Origin of the sequence: Halobacillus litoralis (assembly GCF_004101865.1) — a bacterium.
GTDB classification, from domain to species: domain Bacteria; phylum Bacillota; class Bacilli; order Bacillales; family Halobacillaceae; genus Halobacillus; species Halobacillus litoralis_A.
In genome coordinates, this window is the sequence record NZ_CP026118.1 from 3,221,519 (window position 1) to 3,235,498 (window position 13,980).

At 44.6% G+C, this 13,980-nt stretch carries 12 protein-coding genes; 7 read left to right on the plus strand and 5 right to left on the minus strand.

Translation table 11 applies throughout. The annotated features are described in order from the left end of the window. Positions 1–187 precede the first annotated feature (187 nt). Complete coding sequence (locus HLI_RS15910) at positions 188–790, plus strand: pyroglutamyl-peptidase I (protein WP_128525897.1); 603 nt, start codon at positions 188–190, stop codon at positions 788–790. A 64-nt stretch (positions 791–854) separates the two neighbouring features. On the opposite strand, the gene alr is transcribed toward HLI_RS15910, so the two are convergent. From alr to HLI_RS15925, 3 genes are all read right to left on the minus strand, one after another. Continuing rightward, positions 855–1,973, minus strand: coding sequence for an alanine racemase (gene alr / locus HLI_RS15915; protein WP_128525898.1), 1,119 nt, complete (start codon positions 1,971–1,973; stop codon positions 855–857). A gap of 463 nt (positions 1,974–2,436) precedes the next feature. Next, entirely contained in the window at positions 2,437–3,567 is a 1,131-nt protein-coding gene (ald, locus tag HLI_RS15920; protein ID WP_128525899.1) for an alanine dehydrogenase, read from the minus strand. 105 nt (positions 3,568–3,672) lie between these two features. Then, a complete protein-coding gene (locus tag HLI_RS15925) occupies positions 3,673–4,923 on the minus strand; it encodes a PucR family transcriptional regulator (protein ID WP_128525900.1) in 1,251 nt (416 codons plus the stop codon). Positions 4,924–5,160: 237 nt separating this feature from the next. Here HLI_RS15925 and HLI_RS15930 point away from each other — a divergent pair, with 237 nt between their 5' ends. Beyond that, entirely contained in the window at positions 5,161–6,237 is a 1,077-nt protein-coding gene (locus tag HLI_RS15930) for a YkvI family membrane protein (protein ID WP_128525901.1), read from the plus strand. 295 nt (positions 6,238–6,532) lie between these two features. Here the strand turns inward: HLI_RS15930 and HLI_RS22165 are convergent, their stop codons facing one another. Both HLI_RS22165 and HLI_RS22170 read right to left on the minus strand, forming a co-directional pair. Beyond that, complete coding sequence (locus HLI_RS22165) at positions 6,533–7,192, minus strand: carbon-nitrogen hydrolase family protein (RefSeq protein ID WP_277750314.1); 660 nt, start codon at positions 7,190–7,192, stop codon at positions 6,533–6,535. 5 nt (positions 7,193–7,197) lie between these two features. Then, positions 7,198–8,262: a nitrilase-related carbon-nitrogen hydrolase gene (locus HLI_RS22170; protein ID WP_277750294.1), complete on the minus strand. Its 1,065-nt coding sequence runs from the start codon at positions 8,260–8,262 to the stop codon at positions 7,198–7,200. 318 nt (positions 8,263–8,580) lie between these two features. On the opposite strand from HLI_RS22170, the gene HLI_RS15940 reads away from it, so the two are divergent. From HLI_RS15940 to HLI_RS15960, 5 genes are all read left to right on the plus strand, one after another. Continuing rightward, complete coding sequence (locus HLI_RS15940; RefSeq protein WP_128525902.1) at positions 8,581–9,546, plus strand: N-acetylglucosamine kinase; 966 nt, start codon at positions 8,581–8,583, stop codon at positions 9,544–9,546. Further along, positions 9,539–10,444 carry an N-acetylmuramic acid 6-phosphate etherase gene (gene murQ, locus HLI_RS15945; RefSeq protein WP_128525903.1) on the plus strand — a complete coding sequence of 302 codons (906 nt, stop codon included), beginning with the start codon at positions 9,539–9,541 and terminating at the stop codon, positions 10,442–10,444. The genes HLI_RS15940 and murQ overlap by 8 nt, the downstream gene beginning before the upstream one ends. A 54-nt stretch (positions 10,445–10,498) precedes the next feature. Further along, positions 10,499–11,881 carry an ABC transporter substrate-binding protein gene (locus HLI_RS15950; protein ID WP_128525904.1) on the plus strand — a complete coding sequence of 461 codons (1,383 nt, stop codon included), beginning with the start codon at positions 10,499–10,501 and terminating at the stop codon, positions 11,879–11,881. A 348-nt stretch (positions 11,882–12,229) separates the two neighbouring features. Further along, positions 12,230–13,123 (plus strand): carbohydrate ABC transporter permease, encoded by an 894-nt coding sequence (locus HLI_RS15955; protein ID WP_128525905.1) that lies wholly within the window; start codon positions 12,230–12,232, stop codon positions 13,121–13,123. 19 nt (positions 13,124–13,142) lie between these two features. Next, the gene (locus HLI_RS15960) at positions 13,143–13,979 is read left to right on the plus strand and encodes a carbohydrate ABC transporter permease (RefSeq protein WP_128525906.1); all 837 of its coding nucleotides are present in this window, start codon (positions 13,143–13,145) and stop codon (positions 13,977–13,979) included. The last annotated feature ends 1 nt before the right edge of the window (position 13,980 follow it).

Sequence of the window (13,980 nt, forward strand, 5' to 3'; positions counted from 1 at the left end):
GCCGAGTTGAACGAGAAAATCGTCCTACACGGCTTTTTCTTTGCTTGATAATTCAGAATGTTGCAGTTCTTCAGTAGACTCCGAATTCGTTCGGGTTTTCTAGCGAAAAAATACTTTTGTCACAGTCTTTTGAAATGTTTGGCCAGGTTCATATTGAAAATTGCGTTTTAAAAGGAGGCAAGATGTTATGAAAACATTATTACTGACAGGGTTTGAACCTTTTTTAGATTTTGCTGTCAATCCAACCAAAGAAATTGTGGAAACATTAAATGGAGAGATGATAAACGATTACCTTATCAATGGGAAGATTCTAGCTGTGGATTACAATGAATCCGGAGAGGAAATGGTCAGCTTCATAGAGAAGGTACAACCAGATGCTGTTCTATCTTTAGGTCTTGCAGCAGGGAGGCATAAAGTCACCCCGGAGCGGATCGCCATAAACTGCAATGCCAGTAAAGAAAATGATAATGAAGGAAATACTCCTGATGGTGATCCGATCATAGCAGGAGGACCCGATGGAGTGTTTTCCACTTTACCGATCAAAGTATTGGTCGAAGGGTTAAACAATAAAGGGTATCCTGCTGAGATTTCAAATACCGCCGGAACTTATTTGTGTAACCATGTAATGTATCAAGCAATCTACAACTTTAGAAAATTGGATGAGGATGTTCCTGCAGGATTTATCCATCTCCCTGCTTCACATGAGTTGGCGATCCAGCATGGAAATCTGCCCAGCTGGTCGCAAACAGATTTAACGGAAGCGGTCAGGGAAATGATCAAAGTCCTTTAATATATGTAAAAAAATGGATTGCTTGAGGTGGAAAATACTGGTTCACTTGAGGGAGAAATACATATCAAGTGTATATTCTGGGTACGCGCTGACCGATTTGGCAAGTGATCTCATAGTGGATGGTGTCGAGTTGGTCAGCTACTTCCTGGAGAGAGATATGGCCTTGATTCGGATCTCCGAAGAAAGTGTATTCAGTATCTTGCATTTCTTCCATTATGGAAGTCACGTCGATCATCGTTTGGTCCATACACACTTTTCCGACAATAGGAGCTTTTTGTCCAACTACAATGACGTTCCCTCGATTGGACAGGGCACGGGGAAGGCCATCCCCGTATCCGATAGGGACGGTAGCCACTGTAGATGGTTTTGCAGGTTGATAGGATCTCCCATAACTGATCGGTTCGCCGGGAAGGACTGTTTTAATCATGACAGGTTTGGTTTTCAGACTCATCACTTGCTGCAATGGAAGCATTTCTATCATATGCTCTGCTGGGTGAAGCCCATATAAACTGATTCCTACTCTGACCATGTCCATATGCATGTGTGGAAAAGCGATGGTTGCTGCACTATTACAGCAGTGTTTGACCGGAACCGCGCCATACTGCTTTTCAATCTCCTCAATCACATTCAAAAAGTCATGAAATTGCTGTTCTGTATAAGCAGGGTCTTCGTTATCGGCATCGGAAAAGTGTGTGAATACTCCTTCCACATGCACGAAAGAAGAAGTGTTTTTCTCTAGCAATAAGAGAACGTCTTGGGGATGCTTAAGGCCGATCCTGTGCATGCCACTGTCGATTTTAATATGAATGTTCACCCTTTTTTTCATAGATTCCGCAACATGGACGACCTCTCTGAGCACTTCCTCTGTAAAAACGGTCAAAGTAAGCTCATGTTCGGCAGCTTCCCGAACAGCTTCTTTAGGTGTATAGCCAAAGATAAGGATAGGCACCTCAAATCCCGCCTGCCTCAGTTGAATAGCTTCCTCCACTAAGGCGACCCCCAGCCGGTCTGCGCCTGTTTCCATCATCACCTTTGCAGATTCAATGAGCCCATGCCCATACGCATCCGCTTTTACAACTGCCATCAGCTGACAATCCTTATTTATGTAATGCTTTAATGCTTTCACATTATGTGTGAGTGCCTTTAACGACACCTCCGCCCACGTCGGACGATAGTTTTTCATGATGAAAACGCCCCTTTCTTAAAAGCCCTTGTTAAATTTTCGTTCTCTGTGAATTCATTTCATTCCAAGAAACCCCTCAACATTAAAGATCAGCGTTCATCAATAGTTGAGTTCGCTATGTGTGAGGACATGGAATCCCTAGGAAAGTGTACCTTCTCTTTCTTTTCATGAGATTAATGCCTCAATAGTACGGTGGCATTCCACCAATGGTAGCAGACTGGTCAAATGCAGAGATGCACTATGGTAGGGGCGGAGGGAAACGGTGAGACTCCTGTGGGATACACGGGTTAGATGAGACCCGGAAGGCGTAGGCCTGAGGAGGCTCAGCGCACGCCCACGGAAAGCGAATCGTTTCCCGCAGCCCTAATTCACAATAAAATTTAGAAATCGTGCCTTCAAGAGGCCAGCTATTAAAAATCCTTAGAAAAACAGCTCCTCCATAAAGATGGAGGAGCTGCATGAATCAAACGTGTGCAAGAGATTGAAGCGCCTCACGAACCGGCTGATACTCATAACCAAGATCACGGGCAACAGCTTCATAAGTCAAATGACCATTCACTGTATTGACGCCTGCTTCAATCGCCTTATTATCCTCGACAGCTTTATTCACTCCTTTGGAAGCGATTTGCAAAGCATAAGGAATCGTGACATTTGTAAGGGCGATTGTAGATGTACGTGGAACAGCGCCAGGAATATTAGCTACGGCATAATGCAGGACGCCGTGTTTTTCATAAATAGGATCGTCATGTGTTGTAATATGATCGACCGTTTCAAAGTTTCCACCCTGGTCGATGGCTACGTCCACGATGACAGAGCCTGCTTTCATTTCTTTCACCATATCTTCTGTGACCAGTTTCGGTGCTTTAGCTCCTGGAATGAGTACGGCACCGACGACAAGGTCTGCCTCTTTAACAGATTCAGCGATGTTGAATGGGTTGGACATCAATGTTTGGACATCTGCACCGAACTGATCGTCCAGTTCACGGAGACGGTTCGGGTTCAAGTCCAAAATGGTGACGTGAGCACCAAGACCGATGGCGATCTTCGCTGCATTGGTTCCGACGATTCCTCCACCAATGATGACGACTTTTCCACGGGAAACTCCTGGAACACCACTTAATAAAATTCCTTTTCCCCCAAAAGATTTTTCAAGATATTGCGCACCAACCTGTGTAGCCATACGACCTGCGACTTCACTCATAGGTGTGAGGAGTGGCAATTTGTTATCAACGGTTACCGTTTCATATGCGATAGCTGTGACGCCGTTTTCCACTAACGCTTTTGTCAGTTCAGGTTCGGCGGCCAAGTGAAGGTATGTGAACAGAATGAGTCCTTTGCGGAAATAAGCGTATTCCGACGGAAGGGGTTCTTTTACTTTCATCACCATTTCAGAATTTGACCAGATATCGGAAGCGGTTTCAACAGTTTCAGCACCAGCGTTTTGATATTCCTCGTCGGTAAAGTTACTGCCGAAGCCTGCTTGAGTTTCGATTCGGATTGTGTGGCCAGCTTTAATGAGATTGACGACACCAGAAGGCGTAATCGCTACGCGGTTTTCATTGTTTTTTATTTCTTTCGGAATTCCGATGATCATGGGGAACGTCCACCTTTCAAATTGTTTGTACGAAAAGTATAGCCCGCCGTGGGAAATTTTTGTTTAGGTGAAAACGAAAAAATACACAGGGGGATTTGTGAAATTTCACAAACCCTCCTGCTCGCTTTCGTAGATCATTAAATCCAGGTAAAGCATCGTTTTTTGATTCGTATCCTTGAAGTCGATGTTGCCAATCTCTTTAATGCGTTTCAAACGATAGTTCAATGTGTTTGTATGAATGTGCATATGGGCAGCCGCTTGATGGACATTGCTGTTTTTATCTAAAAAGACTTTCAATGTCTCCAGCAGCATGGAATTATTCCGGTCATCGTAGGCTTTGATATGGAGAAGGGCATCGTTTTTATAGTTTTCCCGTTTTTGCAGAGCTGCCAACTCATTGATGAACTGATAAACCCCGAGGTCTTGATAGTTGTCGGCATTCTGTAGGCCATCCGGAAATTGTTCTTTCAATTCCAATACTTTCAAGGCCTGCTTATAGCTGTCACTGATCATTAGGGGAGAATCATAGATTAATCCGAAAGCCCCTTTCAAGTCTTCGAAATGCAGCCGTTCCTTCATCTTTTGGGTGAATTCACGAATGAAGGCTTGATTCATTTCGTTCGCATCTTCCTGGTTATCCGTCCTGACCAGAAGAATCAGCTGCTGATCGTCGAAAATCCGGCTGACAATCCTTGATTGATGGAGGGTCTCAGTCAAATAATAGGCATGGCGTTCAACAGCCTGACTCATTTCTTCTGTGAATTCAAAGACAGCTACGCAAAGCTGGCCTTGTAAATTCATATGAAACTTCTTGCCGAGCCGCTTGATTTCAGACTGATTTTGCAGAGCTCCCGTCAACAGCTGCCAGAAAAACTCCTTACGATTTTCTTCGGTTTTCTTCTTTTTTGCCTGTTGGCGAAGCAAGTGGTGGCTGACCAATTGAGAGGCTTCCTTCATCTCTGCTAAATGGTCGGAGTTCACAGCCAAGCCGTTCGTTTGCGCCCAAATGAAACCGAGGATTTCATTGTTTTTCCGAACTGATATAGCTAAACGGTTGCCAAGTCCGATGTCTTCGATCTTTTCGACAACTTGGGGCTGATCACCCTCGAACAGTTTGGACATGATTCCGTGTTTCCACAAGCCGTTGATGACATGTTCAGGAACCTTCCGTCTCATAATTGTGGCTGTGCGCGCTTTATCTACATTTGTTTCATGCTTGCTGTAGGAAACGATCCGGTGGTTGGCATCTTCAATGGTAACCGGACATCCCAGGCACTCCGCAATGCTGTCAGCCAGACCTTCAGGGGAATCTATGGAATCTTTATAAGCATATGTTAGACGTGATGAATGTTTCATAACGGTACTCCTTATTAAGTGTATATTCCTATACTATCATTGATCATTACATAGAAGCATCCATTTTTCCTATTGATGTATTCGTCTGATTGAACGAATATAGGGAAGGGGATTTGTGGAATCTACCAAACCGGAGAAAGCGCATTCATGATACGCTGGATTCGCTCCTTTCATATGAAAGCGTTTTACGAAGAGCAAGAGAGCAGCACACACCACAGACATGAGGAGGATTTTCGAATGAAAAAGATACTTAGAATCGCGAGCGCATTTATAGGAATCATTGTCGGTGCTGGATTTGCATCAGGGCAGGAAATTTTGCAATATTTTACGAGTTTCGGATATATGGGAACCATTGGAACGGTTATCGCAACGGCATTGTTTGCCTACATGGGGATGATGCTCGTCAAGCTCGGAACCAGGACAAAAGCTACTTCACATAAAGAGGCAGTCTATCGAGTTAGTGGGAACAAATACCTTGGCATGATCGTCGACTATGTCATCATTTTCACATTATTCGGTGTTGGTGTCGTCATGATTGCAGGAGCAGGATCCATTCCCAGCCAGCAATTCGGTTTAACCCCACTAGTCGGGATCATTTTCATGAGTGTCATCGTTATCGCGACTATTATGATGAATGTTGATAAAGTGGTGAATATTATCGGAAGTATCACACCTTTTTTAATCATAACGGTACTTATCATTTCTGTTTACAGTCTGCTGACAATGGATCAGACCTTCAGTCAGCTGAACCCTGTAGCGGTGGAGCAGCCATCTGTGCTCTCCAACTGGTTTATATCTGCAATCAATTACGTTTCTTTTAATGTTGCGGTAGGTGCTTCCATGGCTCTGCTTATGGGAGGAAGTGAAAAAGATGAAAGAGTAGCTTCATTAGGGGGACTGCTTGGTGGACTCGGTTTAGGTATCATGATCGTTTTGAGTCACCTGGCGATTTTCTCGAAAGTTGATACGGTAGCAGCCTTTGATATGCCGATTCTTGCCCTTGTCGATGAACTATCACCAGTCCTTGCCACTTTCTATTCCATTGTGCTGTTCGGGATGGTCTTCAACACAGCAGTCAGCATGTTCTTCTCCTTTGCTGCCCGCTTTACCACCGTCGGCACAAGCAAACATAAGAAGTTTGTGCTTATAACCGGTCTCGTGGCCTTTGGGCTCAGCTTTGTTGGGTTTACAGAACTAGTAGCGTTTACCTATCGTTTAATCGGATTCATGGGGCTTTTCCTCATTTTTGCTATCATTACGGCACCATTCCGTTTGAAAGGCGAAAAGCGCAAAGAAGAACGATTATCTGCATAAATTCGGAAGCTGCCTTGATTAAAAAGGCAGCTTCTATTTTTGTGATTACCATATGTTTCCACCTTACTTCCACCTCAAGCCATCCAAATTCTGGATGGCTTGAGGTGGAAACAATCACCAAATCAGTGATTAAGCCGAACTTCAGTGATATCATGCCGCACTATTCAATAATTCACCCATTCTTCGCAGAAATCTTGCTGAACCATTTCATAATCATGCCTAACCTATTGATAATCTGTCCAAACTCACGCACAAAAGAAAAAACCCGCGCTAAGGCGGGTTTTTTCCATTCAGTTTAAAAGAATGGAGGCTCTCTCGTGACAAGCGGCTTGTAGAATGCCGTCCTTCTTGTCAGGATCAGCTTCTCTTGATCGAGCCACCAATCCGTTTTCATTGTATGGAACGCGTTGATCAATACTGTTTCTTCCGTTTCAGATGCAATGACTGTTTCATCTTCGGTGTAGTTCTGGTCCAGGTTGTAGATCGCGCTTCTTCCTCTATACTGCGTATCCGTGCCGACAAAGTTAGCGACGATCGTGTACGCTTGAGCCCCTTTGGCCACAGCGTCCCAGGTGGAAACGGTACCGTTCGGATATGGTTTTGCGAACATCTCCTGATTCATTGATAATTCAGTTCCGTATTTGCCGTTCCAGCTTGTCGGAATACAAATCATATCCGCTCTTTTGACAGCGAGCACGCTTGCGACTTCTGGAAAAAGAGCATCAGAGCCGATCATCATTCCAATTCTGCCGAAACCGTTCACAGGTGTAATCGATATCTTATCCCCTGGGGTCGCCCACTTTTCATCCCATTCGTCCAAATGGATCTTTCTGTGTTTGCCGATGACTTCCCCTTCAGGGTTGATCAAGATGGCTGAATTGTAGTAATGAGGCAATTCCTTTTCGGCAAAGCCGAATACGATATGGGCATCCATTTCCTGGGCGATTCGCTTCATTTCTTTCACAGTTGAACCGTCATCTGTTTCTGCGTACTCATGGATATCCTGTTTTTCCTCGTTTTCACTGGGCCAATCAGGGATAGTTCTGGAAGGACGATTAAATGAACGCCTTCGTCTACTTTCTTTTCAATCAGCTGTTTCACTTTTTTTAAGTTCGCTTCTTTGTTCCCTACTTCTGGTTCATATTGAATAGCAGCGGCTTTGACATGCCTGGACTGGGTATTTTTTGTATAATCCCATGGACCAAGAAATAGCATCAGGTCCTTATAAGAATCCATCCGTCTTTGGAGAAGCCGGTCTTTTCCAGGGTTATCGTATTGAGAGGGATCGATTTCACTATATAAAATGTAATCATCCGTTCCATCCTCTGCCCGTGAGACAGGAGCTTCTGCCAATTTCTCACCATGTGGCGACCAGACAGCGCTCGCCCCGATCATTTGGAAATCCTCTTCTTTATCTGTGCGGTTCGCGCTGACTACATATAGACCGTTCATTTCTGACCAATGCTGCAGCATGGAAATCGACGCACTGGATGAGTTCGTAGGGAAACACAAGATGTCTGCCCCGTTGACTGCTGCAAGGCGTGCCGACTCTAAATAGGTGGAATCCTGGCAAATGATCATCGAGATGTTACCGATTTCTGTTTCGTATACAGGGCAGCCGATGTCACCCCAGCAGGACCAATAATTCTCGACGACCCACTGGTGGATTTTCCTGTACTTGCCGATATATCCATCAGGCCCGACAAGTGCGGAGGAGTTGTAATAAAGTCCTGTTTCCAGATCTTCTTCGGCCATCCCGACGACGATATAGCATCCGTATTCTTTGGCCACTTCGGAAAAATGGTCTGTCGTAAGGCCTGGAATGGTATCCACATAAGTGCTGATAGCAGAGCGGTCCAGGTAGTGATAGCCAGTCGTCGACATTTCAGGAGTTACAATCAGCTTTGCTCCATTTTCAGCAGCTTGTCGGACGAGGGACTTGAGTTCACGTATATTTGCATTTCGGCGGTTAAGTTTTGGATTGTATTGGATGGATGCGACTTTGAAAGGGTGTTGTCTGTTCATAGATCGATGGAGCACCTCCTGTATAATACTAGCTATCTCTAACATACCTGATTTCCATTCATGTTGACTAGTCTTAGGCTGTTTTGCGTAATGTCATGTTTTCAGGACTTTGTATGTTGAAGCAAAAATTATACAAGTCTGCCTGCTGAAAATATTGAAAGACGTGTCAAGGAACTGATAGTATGCGCCGGGTTCACTACTGATTTTCGACAGAACTGGACAATTTTTTGAAATAATATTACAGAATACAAAACTATTCATTGACATAAAAATTCAGAGAATCTATAATTAAAACAAGAAATCATTGGGAGGAAATCAATGAGTTATGTGATTGGTGTCGATGGTGGTGGGACGAAGACGACCTGTCTTTTTCTTGAAGCCGATCGTAACGAAATGCCGGAGAAACCGATGGTCGTAACGGGCGAGGGCACGAATCCTCATGTCATTGGTTTTCAAGAGGCGGGTGTTCGTCTTGAAGCACTCATAAGAAAAGGGATGCAGCAATATTCCATCGCTCCTTCTGAACTGACCGGTGTCGGATTAGGTCTTGCAGGTATTGGGCGTGCTGAAGATGAAACAGAAATGTCCAGGATAGTGGGGACAATTTTTTTAAACCTTAAATTGTCTGAAAATTGTAATTTATTTGTCGGATCAGATAGTTTAGCTGCATGGAGGGGGTCCCTTTTACCGAATACATATGAAGGAATTCTCGTCGTTGCAGGAACAGGATCGAATGCTATTGGAGTCAATCAATCAGGGAAGATTCATCGATGTGGCGGATGGGGGCATTTGCTAGGAGATGAAGGCAGCGGATATTATTTATCTTTGAAAGCGCTATCATCAATAGCGAAGGCAGCAGATGGACGCGGGCCGGAAACGATAATCACCGAACTGGTTTTGCAAAAGTTGAAGCTGGAAGACCCCAGGCAGCTAGTCCGGTACATATACAGTCGAACTCATGAAAAACATGAAATCGCCCGCTTAGCTGAAAGTGTCATCAAAGCCTCTGAGCAAAAAGATGAAGTGGCCGTGAAAATCCTCACGGAAGCAGCAGAGGAGCTGGTGCTTCATGTCGAAACTCTAGCAGTGAATGGGTTTGCCCCAACAACCCCTGTGACAGCAGCGGGATCCATCTTTAAACATTCTGCGATAATTAAAGAATATTTCATCGACCAGATCCACCAAAGAAATTTAGGAGTTTTCACAGAGCCCTATGCCCCTCCGGAGTTCGGGGCGGCGTTGCTGGCACAGATAAGGAAAGAAGGTGGTGTAGAAAATGACTGATTCATTGGCATATTTAACGACAGAACAAAGGAACGATCGTACGAAAAAGATGGACCAAATGACGACGGCAGAAATCCTGGCTGTCATGAACGAAGAGGATTACAAGGTGGCGGAAGCTGTCAAACGAGTACTGCCATCTGTGACAGTGGCCGTTAAGCAAATTACCAAAGCACTGAAAGATGGCGGCCGATTATTTTATGTAGGTGCAGGAACTAGTGGCCGGATCGGTATTCTCGATGCCTCCGAATGTCCGCCGACGTTCATGGCAGATCCGGATATGGTTCAGGCAGTGATGGCCGGTGGAGGAGAGGCATTCACAAAAGCCAGGGAAAATTCCGAAGATGACGAAAAACAAGGTGAATTGGATCTGCAGCAAAAAAAGGTTACACCTGAAGATGTGATTGTCGGAATTACAGCAAGCGGTCGTACCCCTTATCCAATCGGGGCTTTGAAATATGGTCGTCGGAAAGGGGCCTACACTATTTCCCTTTCATGTAACCATAAATCTGAAATCAGTTCTTTCGCTGAGTGTCCGATCGAAGTCATTGTCGGACCGGAAGTGCTGACAGGATCGACACGGTTGAAGTCAGCGACTGCTCACAAGATGGTCTTGAACATGATGAGTACGACAGCGATGGTCCAGCTTGGAAAGGTATATGAGAATTTGATGGTCGATGTTCATGCTAGCAACTATAAATTACGCGAGCGGGCAAAAAGCATCCTCATGGAATGCACGGACGCAAGTTATGAAGAAGCTGAACAAGCGCTGCAGGAAGCGGATTTGCAGGTTAAGCCTGCGATTGTGATGTTAAAGCGTAATGTATCTTATGAGAAAGCAGCAGAGCTTTTGGAAAAAAGTGATGGCCAGCTTCGTATGGCAATAGAATTACAATCTTGATTTGAATACCACACGATGGTTTCAAATAAATTTTTCAATCAAAAGGGGGAGCTTATGTTGAGCATGTGGCGGAAAACATCTGCTTGGTTGATGTTGGGGATCCTGTTCACATTCGTTTTGTTAGCAGGTTGTGCTCCGGGAGCGGGTACGGATGAAACGGATAGTGAAGGAACAGAGGACGAGACGACTTCGGATGAAAATTCAGATTCAGGAGAATCAGGTGAAATCTCAGGGGAACTGGAAATCCAGTACTTTGTCGGAGGGTATGGAGACTCCTGGTGGAAAGAAGTCATTGGTGATTTTCAGGAAAAATATCCGGACGTGACGATTACCGAACATGCAGGTCCTAATATTAATGAGGAAATGCGGTCCCGCTGGGTATCCGATGACCCACCAGATGTCGTTTACATCGATGGTGCAGGGTCCAGTGAAACGCAAATGGTGGAAGACGGTCAGTTGATGAATTTGACTGAATGGATGGATGGTGTCGAGCTTGAAGATGGTTCTGCTTTAAGTGAAAGCTTCATTGTCGACCCGGCGACATACGATGGGGAGATTTACAGTCTGCCATTGGTATTCGATACATGGGGAACTTGGTATGACAACGCATGGTTCGAGGAAAATGATTGGGAAGTTCCGACCGATTTTCCAAGCTTTATGGATACTATGAGTCAAATCAAAGAAGATGAAGGTATTGAACCTTTCGTAACGACAGGTCAATACCCATACTACTTCTTACGCGGTGCACTCTATCCAGCATTCGGTGCTGCAGGTGGCGACGAATTATTGAATGATGTCATCACAGGCGCTGAAGGAGCCTGGACGAGTGAGCCTGTCCTTAATGTTATGAAAAAAGTCGAGAAGATGCAGCAGGAAGGGATGATTGATTCTGGTTTCGGTGCATTGAACCATACACAATCTCAAATGAACTTCCTACTCCATGATAATGCATTTATTCCAGTCGGATTCTGGCTCCCGAATGAAATGGCGAATGATACGCCTGAAGATTTCGAATATGGTTTCATCCCTTCCCCAATGCAGGATGAAGGCGAACCATATGCTATTGTTCCAGACCTTCGCCCACTAGCGATTGCAGAACAAGCGGAGAACCCGGAAGCGGCGAAAGCCTTTGTTGAATTCGTCTTTACAAAAGAATATGCGAAAAGCTTTTCTGAACATACCGGTGCGATCATGAATTTACAAGGTGTCGACTTGTCTTCAAGTGAGGACGTACCTCCATTCTTGATTGAAGCAAACGACATGATCAATGATCCAGAGCAGGTGCAGATTCACCAGAAACCTCACCCGATGAGTTCAGAATTAGAAACTCCAATCAGCAACTCACTCGTTTCTCTGATGCTTGGAAATATTACAGCAGAAGAATTCGTTGAAGAAGCTGAACAAGCAGCGGCTGAATACCGCAATAGCAAGGAGTAAGAATGTTGTGGAATGTGGAGGCGCTGAGTTCGTCTTCGCATTCCACTTTTTCTTACAAAAGCAGCGTAATTTGTCATTTTAGAAAGGTAAGCGTCGTTTTTTTCGACACAGAACCGGAGATTGAAATCGGCGTAGCAGATGTAACCAGGAGAGAAATCAGCTCCGTCCTAATGCTTGTCGTGTCTCCCAGGACGCTTGCACTTTAGAATCGTCCAGTTCCAGCGCCTAGCCCCTCGAGGTCATAAGCAAGCCCTTTGCTGTGGCAAAAACGCCACTTCAGAGGTTTGCTTATGCTTGTCGGGGCTGCCCAAGGCGCTTGCACATTAGAAATAAGAAAGAGGTGTTTTTATGGTCCAGTCGAGTCGGCAAAGAAATTTATTTTTAGCTTTTTGTCTCGTCCCGACGTTTATATTATTTGCAGTATTCACACTGTACCCATTATTCAACGGGCTTTATTATTCTTTCTTCAAATGGTCGGGGGCGTCATCCCTGGCAGAGTTCGTCGGGTTAGAGAATTACCGTCGTCTGTTCAGTGACGGCATTATCCCCAGAACTATCCTCCACGACTATTTCCTTGTAGTGACAAAAGTCATCGGCATCATGATCTTATCTACATTTTTCGCGGTGGCTTTGACACAAATGAAGATCAAAGAAGCTCCATTCTATCGGATCGTCTTCTTTTTCCCGAATATCATGTCGGTCGTCGTCATCGGTATTCTATGGATGTTCATCTATAACCCGAGTCTTGGTCTGGTCAATTCTGGTTTGGAACTGATTGGGCTTGAGAATTGGACACGACCATGGCTCGGAAGTGAGAAATGGGCGCTGCCAAGTCTTGTTTTACCATCAGTCTGGGCAGGAATCGGTTTATTCATGCTCATGTTGATGGGCGGGATATCGAATATATCGAAGAGTTATTATGAAGCGGCTGAAATCGATGGGGCGACAGAGTGGCAGCAGTTTTGGAAAGTGACACTGCCACTCATATGGCCGCAAATCAAAATATCGATTCTGTACATTATCATTACGACTTTGAACGGGTCTTTCATCATCGTCCAGGTTATGACAAAAGGTGGACCGAATAATTCGACACACGTGATGGGGTCGTATTTATATGAGCAGGCGTTCGTAAAATACAACTTCGGTTATGGCGCAACAATCGGTGTCATGATATTGATTTTATCGTTGATCACGGTATTGATCATGCAATTCTTAATGAGAAGAGAGAAAGTGGAGTATTAAAAGATAGGAGGGGAATACAGTGCAAAAAGGCAGTTTTTTCTCACGTTCAATCGTGCGTATTCCGTTGATTATTTGGTCACTGGCTGTTTTGTATCCGATTTTTTGGATGATTCTTGGTTCATTCAAGTCTAACGCGGAAATCTATGCGAACCCATGGGGACTCCCGGATTCGTTCAGCTTGTCCAATTTCGTCGATGCATGGAGCAACTACAATATTGATACGAGTGTTTTCAACAGTTTCATCGTGACAGGCCTCGGGGCGACGTTGACGCTGGCGATGGCTATTCCGACGTCTTATGCATTGGAGCGCATGAGGTTCCGGGGCAATCGCTTCTTGTTTACGTTGTATATTTCTGCGATGATGATTCCGATGGTTCTTGGTTGGATTCCGTTGTTCTTTTTACTTATGCAATTGAATTTATTAGACAACATTTTTGGACTCAGTATCGTATATGCCGTCAGCCAGCTGCCTTTCAGTATATTCGTACTGACGAGTTTCATGGCAACGATTCCAAAGTCTTTGGAAGAAGCGGCTGCAATTGATGGGATGACCCCTTACGGCATTTTGTGGAAAATCATCACCCCACTATCGACCACGGGTATTATCACCGTTACCATCATGAACATGATTCAATTTTGGAATGAATATTTCATGGCCTTGATTTTTTTACAATCCGAAGAAAATTACACGCTTGCTCTGGCGATCGATTATATCAGTAATGAAACCCAGTACACCAATTCATGGGGAACGTTATTCGCAAGTCTTGTCATCGCCATCATTCCGGTCATCATTTTGTACGCTATTTTCCAACGCCGGATTGTGAAAGGGATGACAGAAGGAGCTATTAAAGGATAAG